The following is a 17,032-nucleotide window of genomic DNA, read 5'->3' as shown; positions in this document are numbered from 1 at the left end:
CTTTCCTCATTCGGAGGTTTTCGCTGTGATTCCGGTCGTCATGCCCACATATGCCCGCGCCGACATCGTGTTCGAGCGCGGCGAAGGTCCGTATCTGTACGCGACCGACGGGCGACGATTCCTCGACTTCGCCGCCGGTGTGGCGGTGAACGTCCTCGGCCACGCGAACCCCTATCTGGTCGAGGCGCTGACGGCCCAGGCCCGCAAGCTCTGGCACACCTCCAACCTGTTCCGGGTCGCCGGGCAGGAGAGCCTCGCCAAGCGGCTGACCGAGGCGACCTTCGCCGACACCGTGTTCTTCACGAACTCGGGCGCCGAGGCGTGGGAGTGCGGCGCCAAGCTGATCCGCAAATACCATTACGAGAAGGGCGACAAGGCCCGCACCCGCATCATCACCTTCGAGCAGGCCTTTCACGGCCGCACGCTGGCCGCGGTGTCGGCGGCGCAGCAGGAGAAGCTGATCAAGGGCTTCGGCCCGCTGCTCGACGGCTTCGACCTCGTGCCCTTCGGCGACCTGGAGGCGGTGCGCGCCGCCATCACCGACCGCACCGCGGCCATCTGCCTGGAGCCGATCCAGGGCGAGGGCGGCATCCGCGCCGGCTCGGTCGAGTTCCTGCGCGGCCTGCGCGAGCTGTGCGACCAGCACGGGATGATGCTGTTCCTGGACGAGATCCAGTGCGGCATGGGCCGCACCGGCAAGCTGTTCGCCCATGAATGGGCCGGCATCACGCCGGACGTCATGGCGGTGGCCAAGGGCATCGGCGGCGGCTTCCCGCTGGGCGCCTGCCTCGCCACCGAGAAGGCGGCGTCGGGCATGACCGCCGGCACCCACGGCTCGACCTACGGCGGCAACCCGCTGGCCACCGCGGTCGGCAACGCCGTGCTGGACAAGGTGCTGGAGCCCGGCTTCCTCGACCATGTGCAGCGCATCGGCGGCCTGCTCCAGGACCGGCTGGCCGGGCTGGTGGCCGAGAACCCGTCGGTCTTCAAGGGCGTGCGCGGCCAGGGGCTGATGCTCGGCCTCGCCTGCGGCCCGGCGGTCGGCGACGTGGTGGCGAAACTGCGCGCCAACGGCCTGCTGTCCGTTCCGGCGGGCGAGAATGTGGTTCGGCTTCTGCCGCCGCTGAACATCGGCGAGGCCGAGGTCGAGGAGGCCGTGGCCATCCTCGCCAAGACCGCCAAGGAGCTGGTGTGATGCCCGCCGTTCGTCATTTCCTCGACATCGACCGGCTGGACAAGGCCACCCTGCGCCAGATCCTCGCCATGGCCGCGACCATCAAGAGGGACATCCCGGCCTACCGCTCGCTGTTCGCGGGCCGCACGCTGGCGATGATCTTCGAGAAGCCGTCGACCCGCACCCGCGTCTCCTTCGAGGTGGGCATGCGCCAGCTCGGCGGCGACGTGGTGGTGCTGAAGCCCGACGACATGCAGCTCGGCCGCGGCGAGACCATCGGCGACACCGCCCGCGTGCTGTCCCGCTATGTGGACGCGGTGATGGTCCGCACCATGGGCGAGGAGCGCGTGCAGGAGCTGGCCGAGTTCGCCTCGGTGCCGATCATCAACGGCCTGACCGACCAGTCGCACCCCTGCCAGATCATGGCCGACGTGATGACCTTCGAGGAGCATCGCGGCCCCATCGAAGGGCGCACGGTGGCCTGGATCGGCGACGTGAACAACGTGGCGGTCAGCTGGGTCCATGTGGCGGTGCGCCTCGGCGTGGAGATCCGCCTCGGCTGCCCGGAGATCTACGGCCCGGCGCCGGAGCTGCTCGACTGGGTGAAGCGCGAGGGCGGGCGGATCACCGTCACCGCCTCGCCGGAGGAGGCCGTGCGCGGCGCCGACTGCGTGGTCACCGACGCCTGGGCCTCCATGCACAACACCGACGTGGACGAGCGGGCGGCGATCCTGACGCCCTATCAGGTGAACGAGGCGCTGATGGCGCTGGCTGCCCCTGATGCCCTCTTCATGCACTGCCTGCCCGCCCATCGCGGGGAGGAAGTGACCGACGGGGTGATCGACGGCCGGCATTCGGTCGTCTGGGACGAGGCGGAAAATCGCCTGCACGCCCAGAAGGCCATACTGGCATGGTGCCTCGGCGCCACTATTTAAGAGCACTTGGGGCTAAGAGCCCTTGGAATTGGAGTCATGGCCCGGCGCCGCCCCCCGCGATGAGCGGGAAGGCGGCGCCGGGCCATGGCCTGTCGTAACTTCGAGGACATCATGGACGATCCTTCCGTCCAACCGATCACCGACGATCTCGTTCTGCCCTTCCAGATCGAGGCGTCGCGCCTGCGCGGCCGCATGGTGAAGTTGGGCCCCGCGCTGGACGAAATCCTGACCCGCCACGCCTATCCGGAGCCGGTCGCCCGCTTCCTGGCCGAGACGATGACGCTCGCCATGCTGTTGTCCAGCATGCTGAAATACGACGGCATCTTCACGCTCCAGACCAAGGGCGACGGGCCGGTCCGGCTGATGGTGGCGGACATCACCTCGGTCGGCGACATCCGCGCCTACGCCCAGTTCGACGAGGAAGCGCTGGCCAAGGCCGCCGACGACGTGGCCATCGCCCCGGCGCCGGCCCTGCTCGGCAAGGGCCACATCGCCTTCACCGTGGACCAGGGGCCGAACACCGAGCGCTACCAGGGCATCGTCGAGCTGTACGGCAAGACGCTGGCCGATTGCGTGCAGCATTACTTCCGCCAGTCGGAGCAGATCGACACCGGCCTGACCGTGTCGGTGGACCAGGAGACCCTGCCGGACGGCAGCAAGGGCGCCTGGCGGGCCGGCGGAATCATGATCCAGCGCCTGCCGCAGGACGCCACGGAAAAGGTGCTCGGCTCCGGCGACGAGGACGCGTGGCGCCGCGCCATGGTCCTGCTGTCCAGCACCACCGGCGACGAGCTTCTCGACCCGGAGCTGCCGGCCCGCGACCTGCTGTTCCGCCTGTTCCACGAGGACGGCGTGCGGGTGTGGCAGCCCAAGGCCCTGCGCTTCGGCTGCCGCTGCTCGCGCGAGCGGGTGTCGGACATGCTGTCCAGCCTGCCGCGGGACGAGGTGCAGAGCCTGAAGATCGACGACGGGCGGGTCGAGGTGGTCTGCCAGTTCTGCTCCACCGCCTACCACTTCGACGACGCGGACCTCGACCGGGTCTATGGGACGGCGAAGTAGGGGGCTCCAGGTTCCGGATGCGCTTGGGAAACGGCGCGGCTATAGTGCCGCGCCGTTTTTCCGTCTCACCGGAGCGATCATGCCCACCCGCCGTTTCGTTCTCGCCGCCGCTCTCGCCACCGTGGCCCTGACGGCCTGCCAGAGCACGCCGCCGCGTCCGGCGGCCCGGCCCATCGACTATTCCAACTTCGGCCCGATCATGCTGAGCGCGGGCGGCGTCGACGTGGTGGACGCCCACCGTCCGGCCGGCACCACCGTCGACCAGCGCATCCCCCTGCCGCCCGCCGAGGCGGTGCGCCGCTGGGCCAACGAGCGGCTCCAGGCCGCGGGCGGGCCGGGCCGCGTCCGCGTCACCATCCGCGACGCCAGCATCGTCGAGGTGCAGCTTCCCAAGACCGGCGGGGTGAAGGGCTACTTCACCAACGATCAGGCCCAGCGCTACGACGGTCGGATCGAAGTGGAGATCGGCGGCGAGCTGCCCGGCGAGACGACCTTCCGCGGCATGACCAAGGCGACGGTGACCCACTCCACAACGGTGCCGGAGAACATCTCGGTGGCCGACCGCGAGGCGACCCTGCAGGACCTCGTCCGCCGTATGATGGACGATTTGAACGCACGGCTGGACGCCGGCATCCGCAAGGATCTGGCGCCGATGGTGCGGCGGTAACGTTCGGCAGCAGGGAAGTCTTGCCCCCTCCCTGACCCTCCCCCGCTTCGCAGGGGAGGGGATTGAACTCCCTCTCCTGCGTCAGCGGGGGAGGGAAGGGGCCCGCGGCGAAGCCGTGGGAAGGGTGGGGCAACAGCGCACCTTAAACACAAAAAGGGCCGCCCCGTGGGGCGGCCCTTTCCGTTCCGATCCGTTCGGATCCGCTTAGTAGCGGTAGTGGTCCGGCTTGAACGGGCCTTCGACCTTCACGCCGATGTACTCGGCCTGCTTGGCGGACAGCGTGGTCAGCTTGGCGCCGATCTTGTCCAGATGCAGGCGGGCGACCTTCTCGTCCAGGTGCTTCGGCAGCACGTAGACCTTGTTCTCGTAGCTGGCGGCGTTGGTCCACAGCTCGATCTGGGCCAGCACCTGGTTGGTGAAGCTGGCGCTCATCACGAAGCTCGGGTGGCCGGTGGCGCAGCCGAGGTTCACCAGGCGGCCCTGGGCCAGGACGATCAGGCGCTTGCCGTCGGGGAAGACAACCTCGTCAACCTGCGGCTTGACCTCTTCCCACTTGTAGTTGCGAAGAGCCTCGATCTGGATCTCGCTGTCGAAGTGGCCGATGTTGCAGACGATGGCGCGGTCCTTCATCTGGCGCATGTGGTCCAGCGTGATGACGTCCACGTTGCCGGTCGCGGTGACGAAGATGTCGCCTTGCGGCGCGGCCTCGTCCATCGTGACGACCTGATAGCCTTCCATGGCGGCCTGGAGCGCGGTGATCGGGTCGATCTCCGTCACCAGGACGCGCGCGCCCTGCGAGCGCAGCGAGGCGGCCGAGCCCTTGCCCACGTCGCCGTAGCCGGCGACCACGGCGACCTTGCCGGCCACCATCACGTCGGTGGCGCGCTTGATGCCGTCGACCAGCGACTCGCGGCAGCCGTAGAGGTTGTCGAACTTCGACTTGGTGACGCTGTCGTTCACGTTGATGGCCGGAACCTTCAGCGTGCCCTTCTTCATCATCTCATAGAGACGGTGGACGCCGGTGGTGGTCTCCTCCGACAGGCCGCGGACCTCGGCCAGCATCTCCGGATACTTGTCGTGCATGATCTGGGTGACGTCGCCGCCGTCGTCCAGGATCATGTTCGGGGTCCAGCCGTCCGGACCGCGCAGGGTCTGCTCGATGCACCACCAGAACTCTTCCTCCGTCTCGCCCTTCCAGGCGAAGACCGGGATGCCGGCGGCGGCGATGGCGGCGGCGGCCTGGTCCTGGGTCGAGAAGATGTTGCAGGACGACCAGCGGACGGTCGCGCCGAGAGCGGTCAGCGTCTCGATCAGCACGGCGGTCTGGATGGTCATGTGCAGGCAGCCGACGATGCGGGCGCCGGCCAGCGGCTTCGTCTCGCCGAACTCCGCGCGCAGCGCCATCAGGCCGGGCATCTCGGTCTCGGCGATGGTGATTTCCTTGCGGCCCCACTCGGCGAGGCTGATGTCCTTGACCTTGTAGTCGGTGAAGTTGGCGGGCGCGGCCATCGGGGGGTCTCCTGGGCGGCTGTTCGTAGGACAGCAATGAAAAGGGGCGGGCGCACCGGCCCGCTGTGGCGTTGGTGTAGCAGCGCCATCCGGCCCCCGCAAGCATAAAGATATCTTTATGTTTGCGGGGCAACCGATCGTGGGCGACCGCGTGGCCGCGGCTTGTCCGGCCCGGCGGACCTTTTCCGTGCGGGCCGGCGTTCCCATAACCGGTCTGTGACGGACGGAAGGCATGGGACGGGCGATGGCGCTGGCAGGATTGAGGGCACCCGGCTTCTGGACGAGGCTCGGCCGGCACGAGTTGAGGCTTCTCGTCGGTATGGCGGTCAGCGCCGGGCTGATCCTGGCCTTCGCCTTGCTGGCCGGCGAGGTGATCGAGGGCGAGACGGCGGCCTTCGACCGCGCGGTGCTGATGGCGCTGCGGGTGGCCGGCGATCCGGCGATGCCGCTGGGGCCGCCCTGGCTTCACAACGCGGCGCGCGACGTCACGGCGCTTGGCAGCATCACCGTGCTGTCGCTGATCACCGCGGTGACGGTGGGTTTCCTGCTGCTCCAGGGGAAGCGCGGGGCGTCGCTCCTGGTGCTGCTGTCGGTCGGCGGCGGCATGGCGATCAGCGGCCTGCTGAAGAACCAGATCGGGCGGGAGCGCCCGGACATCGTCCCCCACGGCGACATCGTCTTCACCGCCAGCTTCCCCAGCGGCCATTCGCTGCTGTCGGCGGTCGTCTTCCTGACGCTGGGGGCGATGCTGGCGCGCTTCGTCGAGGGGAAGCGGCAGAAGGCCTATGTGCTCGTCGTGGCGATGGCGGTGACGCTGCTGGTCGGGTGCAGCCGCGTCTATCTGGGCGTCCATTGGCCGACCGACGTCCTGGCGGGCTGGTGCGTCGGGGCGGGCTGGGCCGCGCTGTGCTGGCTTGTCGCCCTGTGGCTGCAAAGACGCGGTGCCGTCGAACCGGAGGATGAAGCCGGAACGGTGCCGGATCGCACTTGACCCCGCCCAGGCTCAGCCGATATTTCGGGTGATCCTGCCGTTCAACCCACAGCATGTCGATGTCCGAAGGCGCACTAGACCGTGAAACCCTGCAAGCCGTCGGCGTGCTGAAGCGCGCCGTGGACGAGGCGCGGGTGCCGGGTGTGCTGGAGTTCCGGCTGCTCTCCAGCGCGCTGGACCGCACGCTGGAAACGGAAGATCTGCATGAACTGAACGAGGCCAAGCGCGTTTACGAAACGCTGGACGGCGAATGCCGGACGCTGGTCGTGGAACGAGCCACCAGCCTCGCCCATGCCGAGGCCGCCGAACGGCGGGCGCCGCATGAGGAGGTGGAGGTCGACGTCGTCCCTGCCCGCGTCCCCGTCCCCGCGGCGAAGCCGCAACCCCCGGCATCGTCGCCTTCGGCGCCGCCAGCGGGTTCGCCGCCCGGCCTGCGCGGCGGCAGGACGATGCGTCCGGCCACCGGTTTCCTGGCGGCGTTGAATGGTGTGCGCTCCGCCTCGCGGAGCCAGCCGCCGGGCAAGCGGACGGACGATGGGGCGCCCGACAGCCGTGCCACCGCGAAGTCGCGGTTGATGGCGGCGGTAGAGGAGCGGCGCGAGAGCGACCAGGGCGCGGGATTCCGTTCCGGAGGTCCGGTGTCGGACAGCGACTGACCGAGATGAGGATGATCACAGAATGACAGCGTTCAGGGTCGGGGATCAGGTGACGATCCACAACAGCCAGACCGGCCCGGAGAGGATCGCCACCGTCGATGCCTTCACCGAGGGTAACCGCTGCATGGTGCTGTCCGACGGCACCAAATGGCGGGCGGACGGCCAACGCCAGTGGCGCGTCGGCAGCGGCTACTACAAGGGGCCGGTGGTCGAGCGGACGCGGCCCGGTGACGTCGACATCGTGACCCGGCGCCGTGCCATTGGCGTGATCCGCAAGTTCGCCCAGGACCTGAACATGGACAGCCCCCTGGACGCGGCGGCGCTGACCCGCATCGTCGAGCGGATCCAGGCGGAGCAGGCCGCAGCCCCCAAGCCCGTGGAGTCCGAGGACTAAGGACCACAAGCCCCCGACCCCTTCCTCCGAGCGAAGAAGGGGAGGGGCGTGCGTGTTGCTTTGGCATGCAAATGCGTATCATTATCATGGTATGCAGCCGTGAACCGGCCAAGCAACCGCATTCGGGCTGAAATCACATGACGGTCAAGAGGAAGGGCGCCGCGGCGCGCCCGGAGCCGGAGACGTCTGGTCCGCGCCAGACGGCTCCCGGCAACCAGGAGAACCCGCTGTCGCGTGGGCGTCTGATCGTTGCGCTGGACGCGCTGCTGTCGAAACGGAACGTCACGCTGGCCGCCCGCGACCTCGGTCTGCAAACCTCGGCGCTCAGCCGGCTTCTGGCGCAGATGCGCGAGGAGTTCGGCGACCCCCTGTTCATCCGCTCGGGCCGCGGTCTGGTGCCGACGCCCTTCGCCGAAGCGCTGCGCCCGCGTGTCCAGGCGCTGGCGCGCGGGATCGACGCCCTGTTCGAGCCGCTGGCGGAACGCCCGGTGGTCGACGAAACCTTCGATCCCCGCTGGAACGTGCCGACCGGCATCGCGGCGCCACCGCTCCGGGTGAGACCCGCCGGCCTGCTGGAGGGCCAGCCGTCCCCGGCCCAGATCGATGCCAAGCTGGACGGAATCGCGCCGGACGCCCCCGCGCAGGACCGTCTGGCCCGCCATATCGGCGTGCTGGGCGTCGCCGGGGGCGGCCACGGTCGCCCGCTGACCGCCGAGGAGGCGGAGGAAGCGATGACCATCATCCTCGCGGGCGAGGCCGATCCGGTGCAGGTCGGCGCGCTTCTCGGCATGATGCGGATGCGCGGCTCGACCGCGCCGGAACTCGCCGGGATGGTGCGGGCGATGCGGGCACACGTCGCCGCAGGGCTGGGGCGGACGATCCAGGCGGACATCGACTGGCCCTGCTTCACCTCGCCCAACTACCATAACCCGCCCTGGTTCTTCCACGCGGCACGGCTGGTCGCGCAGGCCGGCCACCGGGTGCTGCTGCACGGCAGCACGGGCTGCAGCGCGGCCTCCGGCCGGTACGAGTTCATCGCGCCCACCGTGGGCATTCCGGTCTGCACCAACGGGCGGGAGATCGCGGCGGCGCTGGCGGCGCAGCGGATCGCCTACGCGCCGCTCGCTGCCCTGTCCCCGCAGATCTACCGGCTGATCGGGCTGCACCGGCTGACCCAGACCCGCTCCGCCGTGTTCGAGGCCGTGCATCTGCTGAAGCCGTCCAAGGCAAAGACCTCCCTGCTGGGCGCGGCCAAACCGACCTACCGGGAGTTGCACCGCGATGCCGCCCGCATCCTCGGCTGGAAGCACATGGCCGTGCTGGGCAGCGTGCGCGATGTCGCCCAGTTCACTCCCTTCCGCCCCTCGTCCATCCATCGGCTGGTCAACGGCGCGGCGGAGGACCTCATCCTACCCGCCTGCATGGAGGAGCCGCCGCCGACGCCGCGCCCGCGCGGTACCAGCCTGGAATATTGGCAGGGGGTGTGGACCGGCGCGGTGCGCGACGCGCGGGCCGAGCGCATCATCGTCGGCACCGCGGCCTTCGCCCTGTTCGCCCTTCCCGGCGCCACCGGACCGGCCTTCGCCGACGCCCTACGGCTGGCCGAACAGCTCTGGAAGGCCCGTCTCGGGCAGGCCGCGGTGACGGTCCGGATTCCGTCCTGACGTACAAAAGACGTTCGGTCTGCGGCGGCTCAGCATATTGAGAATAATTCTTATTATCGGAGTTGCTGCTTTGCAACAGTTGGGGTTCGCCCAGCCCGCATGATCCCCTGAAAATCTCTGAACAGACACTTTAAATCGTTAGAATACATGCGAAAAACGGGTGTCTGGCCGCGCCTGTGCAAACCGCCGGTGAGCCCGCCATGAGCCTCCGACAAACAGCATATCCCTGCATGCGCTGGGGCTGAATGACGGTGATTTTGCAATTTAGAATTATTCTGAATGATCGCCGTTGAAGGGGGCGCCTCCCCGATTGGTAGATACCCGCCGCTGATCGGCGCATCCGCCACGACGACTTCTCGGGAGAGCCTCATGTTGCAATCGAATGTCCCCGACCGCCTCCGACCCATCATCGCCGGCGCCGCCGCGACGGCGGGGTTGGCGATGTCCTTCTCCACCTTGGCGACGGTGGCCGAGGCTCAGACGGCCGGATCGGGGACCGGGACCGCGCCGGGCACCGCGGCCGGTGACGCCACCGTCCTCGACCCGGTGCGGGTCGGCGCCGACCGCCCGGCGGACAGCGGGAACGTGAACGCCAAGCCCACCGGCATCTCCCGGCTGCCCGACACGGTCAAGGACACGCCCCGCGTCGTCAATGTCGTTCCGGAAGAGATCATTGAGCAGCAGCGCGCCACGACGCTGGAACAGGTCCTGCGCAACGTCCCCGGCATCACCATCTCCACCGGCGAGGGCAACGGCGGCCAGAACGGCGACCAGTTCCGCATCCGCGGCCTGACCGCCCGCGGCGACATCTACACCGACGGCCTGAAGGACTTCGGCGTCTACACCCACGACGTCTTCAACACCGAGACGGTGCAGGTCTTCAAGGGGCCGTCGGGCAACGGCTTCGGCGTCGGCAACTCCGGCGGGGTCATCAACCAGGGCACCAAGAAGGCCGGGCTGGACAAGCGCTACAAGGTCGAGCAGTCGGTCGGCTCCGGCCCCACCTACCGCACCACGGTGGACGTGAACCAGCCGATCAACGAGACGACGGCGCTGCGCATCAACGGCCTGTACCACGACCAGGACGTCGCCGACCGCGACAAGGTCGAAGCCAAGCGCAAGGGCATCGCCGCAGACCTCGGCGTTGGGCTGGGCACCCCGACGTCCTGGCACCTGAACTACTCCTACCTCGATGGCGATAAGATCCCGGACATGGGCGTGCCGATGATCCGCGGACGCGACGGCACGTTCCGTCCGGCGCCCGAGTTCGGGCTCGACCGGTCCACGTCCTACGTCCGCAACCAGGACCGCGACGACACCGAGAACCACGTCGTGACGTCGACCCTGGCGCACGAGGTCAGCAAGACCCTGTCCTTCTACAACGACAGCCGCTACAGCCATTACGAGCGCGACTTCGTCTCCACGGCCCCGGCGGCGCTGACCGCGGCCAACAACACGCTCTTCCTGAACGGCGGCAACCCAGTGATCGGCTACGGCGCCGGCGGCGGCCTGGCCTTCAAGCAGAAGGGCTGGGGCGTCCAGAACGTCGCTGGCGCCAAGGCGGAGGGCAACTTCCTCGGCCTCTACCACAAGGTCAACGGCGGCCTGGACCTCAGCTACCAGAAGGACGAGCGGCGCGGCGGCACCTGGGTCAACCGCACCAACACCCAGACCATCCGCAACCCCAGCCACAACTACCCGGCCAACGCCTTCCTCACCTACCCGGCGACCGGCGTGCGCGAGTCCAGCGTCGCCAACACCGGCCTGTTCATCACCGACCGCGTGTGGCTGTTCGACCAGCTTTCGGTGCAGGGCGGCCTGCGCTGGGATTACTTCCGCAGCACCTTCCGCGCCTCCGACCCCACGGTGGCGGGCGGCAGCGCGAGCACCCGTACGCTCAGCCCGTCGGCCAGCCTGATCTACGAGCCGACCAAGGACGCGTCGCTCTACTTCTCCTACGCGCGTTCCAACAAGCCGATCGGCGTGGACATCGCCGCGCAGCTCACCAACGGCACGGCGGAGACCCCGCGCAACGGGCGTGACTTCGATCCGGAGAAGACCGACCTGTACGAGATCGGCGGCAAGGCCGACTTCCTCGGCGGGCGGCTGGGTCTGAACGGCGCCCTGTTCCAGATCGAGAAGAGCAACACCTACTCGGTCGATCCGGCCACCGGCACGGTCACCGACGGCTTCTCCGAGGCCGGTCTCGGCACCCGCATCCGCGGCTTCGAGGCGGGGGTGAGCGGCAAGGTGGTCGAGGGCTGGAGCGTCTACGCCAGCTACGCCTACCTCGACGGCGAGATCAAGGAGTCGCGGACCAACGCGGCGGTCGTCGGCAACGAGGCCCCGAACGTGCCGAAGCACAACGCCAGCCTGTGGTCGACCTACGAGTTCGCCCCCGGCGTCGTGCCCGGCAAGGTCATGGTCGGCGGCGGCATCCAGTACGCCTCGGAATACTGGGCCGACAGCGCCAACACGGGCCGCGTGCCGGAGACGGTCTCGCTGGACAGCGTGGTGTCCTACGAGATCAACAACCTGTCCCTGGCGCTCAACGCGTACAACCTGACCGACCACCGCAACTACGCCTCGGCCTTCAACGCCTCGCGCGCGGTGCCGGCCTCGGGCCGCACCTTCATGCTGACCGCCGGCGTCACCTTCTGATCCCGGCCAGGCCGGACCGCGCTCCCGGACCATCCGCCGGGGGCCGGCCCGGCCTTCTTCTTCTGCAAAAGGATTCCTCCCCGTGCTTCTGCAAATCCCCGACGTTCTGACCGCCGACGAGGTCGCCCATTGCCGCGCGGTGCTGGAGGCGTCGCCCTGGGTCGATGGCCGCGTCACCGCGGGCTCCCAGGCGCTGATGGCCAAGAACAACCTGCAGATCCCGGAGGAGAGCGACACCGCCCGCGAACTGGGCGTGGTCATCCTGAAGGCGCTGGGCCGCAACCCGGCCTTCAACTCCGCGGCCCTGCCGCTGCGCGTCCTGCCGCCCATGTTCAACCGCTACGACCTGGACATGACCTACGGCAACCATGTGGACAACGCCATCCGGGCCATTCCGGGCACCGGCGGCATGCGCATGCGGGCCGACGTCTCCACCACGATCTTCCTCAGCGACCCCGGCGAGTATGACGGCGGCGATCTGGTGGTCGAGGACACCTACGGCACCAAGGGCGTGAAGCTGCCGGCGGGGCACGCGGTGGTCTATCCATCCAGCAGCCTGCACCGGGTGACCCCGGTGACGCGCGGCTCGCGCTGGGCCTCCTTCTTCTTCACGCAGTCGCTGGTCAAGGACGACGGGCTGCGGGCGATGCTCTACGACCTCGACGTCGCGATCATCGACCTGCGCCGGGAGCTGGGCGACCAGCACCCGTCCGTTCTGGCTCTGGTGAACCACTACCACAACCTGTTGCGGCGCTGGGCGGAGGTGTGATGGCCCAAGCCATGGGGGACGGCGCAGCCGTCGCCTGTTCGACGGACGGGCTGGACATCATCGACGTGCAGCTCGCCCTCGGGCAGCAATGCCTCGACCGCGGCGGGGCCGAGCGCGCGCAGGCGGTGGAGTGGTTCCGCATCGCCGCCCGCAGCGGCGACGCCCGCGCCGTCAACATGCTGGGCCGCTGCCACGAGCACGGCTGGGGCGTGCCCGCCGACCCCGTCCTGGCCGCCGCCCATTACCGCCGGGCCGCTGATCTGGGCGACGCGTGGGCGCTGTTCAATCTGGCCGACCTGCATTGCCGCGGCCTGGGTGTTCCGGCGGACGACGCCGAGGCCTACCGGCTCTACGCCGCCGCGGCCCGCCGGGGCAACGTGAAGGCGCTGAACATGCTGGGCCTGTTCCACGAGGCCGGGCGCGCGGTGGCCGAGGACGGGGCGGGCGCCCGCCAGCTCTTCCAGGCCGCCGCCGAGGGCGGGGACTGCTGGGGCCGCTTCAACCACGCCCGGCTGCTGCTCCAGGACGGGCGGATGGAGGAGGCTCTGGCGTGGTTCGCGCGGGCGCTGGAAACCGGCTTTCCCGACTTTTACCGCGGCATGGCCGCCGCCCTGGCCGACCAGCCCGACCCGCGCCTGCGCGCGTTGGCGTGGCGGGCGATGGCATTGGCGGAGGGCAGCTGTCCCTCACCCGTCCCTGGAGAGGGTTTTGGCAGCACATGCGTTTGAAGGACACCCGCGATGAGCGTTCCCGCCGACACCGTCTCTCTCTACGACTACGAGCGCCACTTCACCGCCCGCGTCGATGCGGCGACCCGCGCCTACATCGCGGGGACCGGGGCGGACGGCATCACCCGGCAGGCCAACCGCGACGCCTACGACCGGATGCGCCTGATGCCGCGGGCGCTGCGCGACCTGTCGCAGGCCAGCGCCGCCACGACGCTGTTCGGGCAGGCCATGCCCTATCCCATCCTGATCGCGCCGATGGCCTTCCACCGGCTGGTCCATCGCGACGGGGAGCGGGCGACCGCCCAGGCGGCGGGCCTCACCGGCACCTGGATGACCGTCAGCACCCAGTCCAGCGTGACGCTGGAGGAGGTCGCGGCGGCGGCCGGTGGGCCGCTGTGGTTCCAGATCTACACCCAGCCCCGGCCGGAGGACACGCTGGCCCTGGTGCGGCGGGCGGAGGCCGCGGGCTACCGCGCGCTGGTGCTGACGGTGGACGCGCCGGTCAGCGGCCTGCGCAACATCGAACAGCGCGCCGGCTTCCGCCTGCCGGACGGCATCGCCCCGGTCAATCTGGCCGGTCTGGCGCCGGACGATTTCACCCCGTCGCGCCCCGGAAGCCCGGTCTTTCAGGGCATGCTGCACGCCGCGGCCACCTGGGACACGGTGCGCTGGCTGTGCGCCGAGACGCGCCTGCCCGTGCTGCTGAAGGGGATCATGAACCCCGACGACGTCGACCCCGCCATCGAGGCGGGTGTGGCGGGGATCATCGTGTCGAACCATGGCGGGCGGACGCTCGACACGCTGCCCGCCGTGGCGGAGGTGCTGCCGCTGGTCTCCGCCCGCGCGGCGGGCCGCCTGCCCATCCTGGCGGACGGCGGCATCCGGCGCGGCACCGACATCCTGAAGGCTGTTGCGCTGGGCGCCGATGCGGTGCTGGTGGGCCAGCCGGTGCTGCACGCCCTGGCGGTCGGCGGCATGGCGGGGGTGGCCCACATGCTGACCATTCTTCAGACCGAGCTGGAGGTCGCCATGGCGCTGAGCGGGCGGGCGCGGCTGGCCGACATCGACCGTTCGGTGATCTTCGACCCGCCGCGCATTTGAAAAGAACTTACTGGTAATACAGCGCGATGCGCTGGCCGGCGTTCTCCATCACCTGGGCCTCGACGCCGTAGACGTCGCGGATCACCTCGGGCGTGATGATGACCTCCGGCGGCCCCTGGTGCACCACCCGGCCCTCGCGCATCGCGACGATGCGGTCGGAGTAGCAGGAGGCGAAGTTGATGTCGTGCAGCACCAGCACGATGGTCTTGCCGAACTCGTCGGCGGTGCGGCGGAACAGCTTCATCATCGCCACGGCGTGCTTGACGTCGAGGTTGTTCAGCGGCTCGTCGAGCAGGATGTATTCGGTGTCCTGGCACAGCACCATGGCGATGAAGGCGCGCTGGCGCTGGCCGCCCGACAGCTCGTCCAGGAAGCGGCCGGCCAGCGGCTCCAGGTCCAGATAGCGCAGCGCGTTGCGGATGTGCCCGCGGTCGACGTCGGTCAGGCGGCCCTTGCTGTGCGGGTAGCGGCCGAAGGCGACGAGGTCCTCCACCGTCAGGCGGGACATGATCTGGTTGTCCTGGCGCAGGATGGACAGGCGGCGGGCCAACACCTCGCCCGGCGTGGTGGTCACGTCCAGTCCGTCGATCGCCACCGTGCCCGAGGACATCGGCAGCAGGCGGCTGACGATCGACAGCAGCGTCGATTTTCCGGCCCCGTTCGGCCCGATCAGCGAGATCACCCCGCCCGCCGGCAGGGACAGGGACACCCCGTCGACGACGACGGTGCCGTTGTAGCGTTTCGTGATGTTCTTGACGTCGATCATCGGGCCGAACCCCGCACCAGGATGAACAGGAAGGCGAGACCGCCCACGAACTCGATGACGATGCTGAGTGCTGCGTTGTAGCCGAACACCCGCTCCAGCACGAGCTGGCCGGCGACCAGCGTCAGCACGGCGAGCAGCACCGCGGCGGGCAGGATCAGCGCGTGCCGGTGCGAGCGGATCACCAGATAGGCGAGGTTGGCGACCAGCAGCCCGAAGAAGGTGACCGGCCCGACCAGCGCCGTGGACACCGACACCAGGATGGAGACCATCACCAGCACCGCCATCACCGCGCGCCGGTGCTCCACGCCGAGGTTGACCGCGGCGTCCCGCCCCAGCGCCAGCACGTCGAAGGTGCGCCGCCACCGCCAGCCGGCCAGCGACACCGCCAGCACGACCAGCGCCGACACGGTCAGCAGCTCGACGTCCACCCGGTTGAAGTTGGCGAACAGCCGGTCCTGCACGGTCAGGAAGGCGTTGGGGTCGATGATGCGCTGAAGGAAGTTGGTCACGCTGCGGAAGAGCACGCCGAACACGATGCCGACCAGAAGCAGCAGATGCAGGCTGCGCCGGTTGTCGCCGCGCCCCGCCCCGTTGAACAGCCACCAGTAGAGCAGGCCGGAGAAGACAACCATCGACGCCACCTCCACCCCGAAGCGCAGCCGCGGGTCGAGCGACGCCACCAGCCCGCTGCCGAACTGGAAGACCAGCACCGTCTGGATCATCCGGTAGAGATGGTCGAAGCCCATCACCGAGGGGGTGAGGATGCGGTTGTTGGTGATCGTCTGGAACAGGACGGTCGACACGGCGACGGCGTAGCCGACCAGCACCATCGCGGCAATCTTGGTGCCGCGGAAGGCCAGGATGAAGTCCCACTTGCCGCGCGCGCCCAGCGTCATGAACAGCGCGATCGACAGCAGGGTCAGCGCCGACAGGCCGCCCAGGACGACCGTCGGCGAGAGGAGGCGGCGGTCAGCCGGCATGGCCGTTCCTCCGCAGCAGGAGATAGAGGAACAGGGCGCTGCCGATGACCCCCATCATCGTCCCGATCGGGATCTCGTAGGGGTGGATCACCAACCGCCCGGCGATGTCGCAGGCCAGCACCAGCCCGGCCCCCATCAGCGCGACCCAGGGCAAGGACCCGCGCATGTTGTCGCCGCGGACGAGGCTGACGATGTTGGGAACGATCAGCCCGAGGAAGGGGATCATGCCGCAGGTGGCGATCACCGCCGCGGTGGTCATCGACACGATGACCAGCCCCAGCGCCATCACCTTGCGGTGGTCGATGCCCAGATTGGTGGCGACGTCCCGCCCCATCCCGGCGACGGTGAAGCGGTCCGCTGCCAGATACGCGACGCCGGTCAGGGCGGCGCTCAGCCACAGCAACTCGTAGCGGCCGAGCAGGATGGCGGAGAAGTCCCCGGTCTCCCAGCCGCGCACCGACTGGATCAGGTCCTGGCGGTAGGCGATGAACTCCGTCATCGCCGTGATGACCCCGCCCAGCATGATGCCGACCAGCGGCACCACCAGCGGCGAGCGCAGCGGCACCTGCCGCAGGATCGCCAGGAACAGCCCCGTCCCGGCCAGCGCGCACAGGCTGGCAACGGCCATGCGCCCGAACACCGGCATCTCCGGCGCCAGCAGCGAGACCATCATCATGCCGAAGATGGCCGACTCCGCGGTGCCGGCGGTGGACGGCTCCACGAAGCGGTTGCGCACCAGCATCTGGAGGAGCAGGCCGGACACCGCCATGGCGGCGCCGGCCAGGATCAGGGCCAGCGTCCGGGGCAGCCGGCTGACCAGCAGGACCTGGGTGGCCTGGTCCGGGGCGCCACCCGGAGTGCCACCGAACAGCGTCGCGAGGCTCACGTCGCTGACGCCGACGAACAGGCTCCAGACGGCCAGCAGGCCGATGCCCACGGTCGCCAGCGGGAGTGTGGCGATTGGCAGGGTCTTCACGG

The 17,032-nt window shown here is 69.2% G+C and carries 16 protein-coding genes; 12 read left to right on the top strand and 4 right to left on the bottom strand.

All coding sequences use genetic code 11. From position 1 onward, the window contains the following. Positions 1–40 precede the first annotated feature (40 nt). From H1Q64_RS20420 to H1Q64_RS20405, 4 genes are all read left to right on the top strand, one after another. Positions 41–1,195: an aspartate aminotransferase family protein gene (locus H1Q64_RS20420; protein ID WP_237905370.1), complete on the top strand. Its 1,155-nt coding sequence runs from the start codon at positions 41–43 to the stop codon at positions 1,193–1,195. After that, on the top strand, positions 1,195–2,109 hold the full coding sequence (gene argF / locus H1Q64_RS20415) for an ornithine carbamoyltransferase (RefSeq protein WP_237905369.1): 915 nt from the start codon (positions 1,195–1,197) through the stop codon (positions 2,107–2,109). The genes H1Q64_RS20420 and argF overlap by 1 nt, the downstream gene beginning before the upstream one ends. Positions 2,110–2,193: 84 nt before the next feature. After that, on the top strand, positions 2,194–3,168 hold the full coding sequence (locus H1Q64_RS20410) for an Hsp33 family molecular chaperone (RefSeq protein ID WP_145628969.1): 975 nt from the start codon (positions 2,194–2,196) through the stop codon (positions 3,166–3,168). Between the two features lie 79 nt (positions 3,169–3,247). Further along, positions 3,248–3,835, top strand: coding sequence for a hypothetical protein (locus tag H1Q64_RS20405; protein WP_237905368.1), 588 nt, complete (start codon positions 3,248–3,250; stop codon positions 3,833–3,835). 204 nt (positions 3,836–4,039) lie between these two features. Here H1Q64_RS20405 and ahcY read toward each other — a convergent pair whose 3' ends face one another. Continuing rightward, positions 4,040–5,344, bottom strand: a complete 1,305-nt coding sequence (gene ahcY / locus H1Q64_RS20400; RefSeq protein WP_137104541.1) for an adenosylhomocysteinase — start codon at positions 5,342–5,344, stop codon at positions 4,040–4,042. Positions 5,345–5,576: 232 nt separating this feature from the next. Here ahcY and H1Q64_RS20395 point away from each other — a divergent pair, with 232 nt between their 5' ends. The 8 genes from H1Q64_RS20395 to H1Q64_RS20360 all read left to right on the top strand — a co-directional run bounded on the left by H1Q64_RS20395 (position 5,577) and on the right by H1Q64_RS20360 (position 14,308). Then, a complete protein-coding gene (locus H1Q64_RS20395) occupies positions 5,577–6,335 on the top strand; it encodes a phosphatase PAP2 family protein (protein ID WP_237905367.1) in 759 nt (252 codons plus the stop codon). Positions 6,336–6,388: 53 nt separating this feature from the next. Then, the gene (locus H1Q64_RS20390; protein ID WP_237905366.1) at positions 6,389–6,991 is read left to right on the top strand and encodes a hypothetical protein; all 603 of its coding nucleotides are present in this window, start codon (positions 6,389–6,391) and stop codon (positions 6,989–6,991) included. Positions 6,992–7,013: 22 nt separating this feature from the next. Next, on the top strand, positions 7,014–7,385 hold the full coding sequence (locus H1Q64_RS20385; RefSeq protein ID WP_237905365.1) for a hypothetical protein: 372 nt from the start codon (positions 7,014–7,016) through the stop codon (positions 7,383–7,385). Positions 7,386–7,522: 137 nt separating this feature from the next. After that, the gene (locus H1Q64_RS20380) at positions 7,523–9,049 is read left to right on the top strand and encodes a glycosyl transferase family protein (protein ID WP_237905364.1); all 1,527 of its coding nucleotides are present in this window, start codon (positions 7,523–7,525) and stop codon (positions 9,047–9,049) included. Positions 9,050–9,418: 369 nt separating this feature from the next. Then, entirely contained in the window at positions 9,419–11,710 is a 2,292-nt protein-coding gene (locus tag H1Q64_RS20375) for a TonB-dependent receptor (RefSeq protein ID WP_237905363.1), read from the top strand. A gap of 82 nt (positions 11,711–11,792) precedes the next feature. Continuing rightward, the gene (locus H1Q64_RS20370) at positions 11,793–12,479 is read left to right on the top strand and encodes a Fe2+-dependent dioxygenase (protein WP_237905362.1); all 687 of its coding nucleotides are present in this window, start codon (positions 11,793–11,795) and stop codon (positions 12,477–12,479) included. Then, positions 12,479–13,207, top strand: a complete 729-nt coding sequence (locus H1Q64_RS20365) for a tetratricopeptide repeat protein (RefSeq protein ID WP_237905361.1) — start codon at positions 12,479–12,481, stop codon at positions 13,205–13,207. The genes H1Q64_RS20370 and H1Q64_RS20365 overlap by 1 nt, the downstream gene beginning before the upstream one ends. A gap of 12 nt (positions 13,208–13,219) precedes the next feature. Continuing rightward, positions 13,220–14,308, top strand: coding sequence for an alpha-hydroxy acid oxidase (locus H1Q64_RS20360; RefSeq protein ID WP_237905360.1), 1,089 nt, complete (start codon positions 13,220–13,222; stop codon positions 14,306–14,308). Between the two features lie 7 nt (positions 14,309–14,315). Here H1Q64_RS20360 and H1Q64_RS20355 read toward each other — a convergent pair whose 3' ends face one another. The 3 genes from H1Q64_RS20355 to H1Q64_RS20345 are packed head-to-tail and all read right to left on the bottom strand — an operon-like array spanning position 14,316 to position 17,021. Further along, positions 14,316–15,074 carry an ABC transporter ATP-binding protein gene (locus H1Q64_RS20355; protein ID WP_237905359.1) on the bottom strand — a complete coding sequence of 253 codons (759 nt, stop codon included), beginning with the start codon at positions 15,072–15,074 and terminating at the stop codon, positions 14,316–14,318. Then, complete coding sequence (locus H1Q64_RS20350; protein WP_237905358.1) at positions 15,071–16,054, bottom strand: iron chelate uptake ABC transporter family permease subunit; 984 nt, start codon at positions 16,052–16,054, stop codon at positions 15,071–15,073. The genes H1Q64_RS20355 and H1Q64_RS20350 overlap by 4 nt, the downstream gene beginning before the upstream one ends. Continuing rightward, positions 16,044–17,021, bottom strand: a complete 978-nt coding sequence (locus H1Q64_RS20345; protein ID WP_419468851.1) for an ABC transporter permease — start codon at positions 17,019–17,021, stop codon at positions 16,044–16,046. The genes H1Q64_RS20350 and H1Q64_RS20345 overlap by 11 nt, the downstream gene beginning before the upstream one ends. Positions 17,022–17,032: the final 11 nt, after the last annotated feature.

This window comes from Azospirillum brasilense (assembly GCF_022023855.1).
GTDB classification, from domain to species: Bacteria; Pseudomonadota; Alphaproteobacteria; order Azospirillales; family Azospirillaceae; genus Azospirillum; species Azospirillum brasilense_F.
Note: the sequence above shows the minus strand (reverse complement) of the source record. Positions and strands in the feature narration are given on the sequence as shown.

Coding starts and splice junctions, on each gene's coding strand:
- H1Q64_RS20420 (WP_237905370.1), top strand. CDS start 41: ATGCCCACATATGCCCGCGCCGACATCGTGTTCGAGCGCGGCGAAGGT.
- argF (WP_237905369.1), top strand. CDS start 1,195: ATGCCCGCCGTTCGTCATTTCCTCGACATCGACCGGCTGGACAAGGCC.
- H1Q64_RS20410 (WP_145628969.1), top strand. CDS start 2,194: ATGGCCTGTCGTAACTTCGAGGACATCATGGACGATCCTTCCGTCCAA.
- H1Q64_RS20405 (WP_237905368.1), top strand. CDS start 3,248: ATGCCCACCCGCCGTTTCGTTCTCGCCGCCGCTCTCGCCACCGTGGCC.
- ahcY (WP_137104541.1), bottom strand. CDS start 5,344: ATGGCCGCGCCCGCCAACTTCACCGACTACAAGGTCAAGGACATCAGC.
- H1Q64_RS20395 (WP_237905367.1), top strand. CDS start 5,577: ATGGGACGGGCGATGGCGCTGGCAGGATTGAGGGCACCCGGCTTCTGG.
- H1Q64_RS20390 (WP_237905366.1), top strand. CDS start 6,389: ATGTCGATGTCCGAAGGCGCACTAGACCGTGAAACCCTGCAAGCCGTC.
- H1Q64_RS20385 (WP_237905365.1), top strand. CDS start 7,014: ATGACAGCGTTCAGGGTCGGGGATCAGGTGACGATCCACAACAGCCAG.
- H1Q64_RS20380 (WP_237905364.1), top strand. CDS start 7,523: ATGACGGTCAAGAGGAAGGGCGCCGCGGCGCGCCCGGAGCCGGAGACG.
- H1Q64_RS20375 (WP_237905363.1), top strand. CDS start 9,419: ATGTTGCAATCGAATGTCCCCGACCGCCTCCGACCCATCATCGCCGGC.
- H1Q64_RS20365 (WP_237905361.1), top strand. CDS start 12,479: ATGGCCCAAGCCATGGGGGACGGCGCAGCCGTCGCCTGTTCGACGGAC.
- H1Q64_RS20360 (WP_237905360.1), top strand. CDS start 13,220: ATGAGCGTTCCCGCCGACACCGTCTCTCTCTACGACTACGAGCGCCAC.
- H1Q64_RS20355 (WP_237905359.1), bottom strand. CDS start 15,074: ATGATCGACGTCAAGAACATCACGAAACGCTACAACGGCACCGTCGTC.
- H1Q64_RS20350 (WP_237905358.1), bottom strand. CDS start 16,054: ATGCCGGCTGACCGCCGCCTCCTCTCGCCGACGGTCGTCCTGGGCGGC.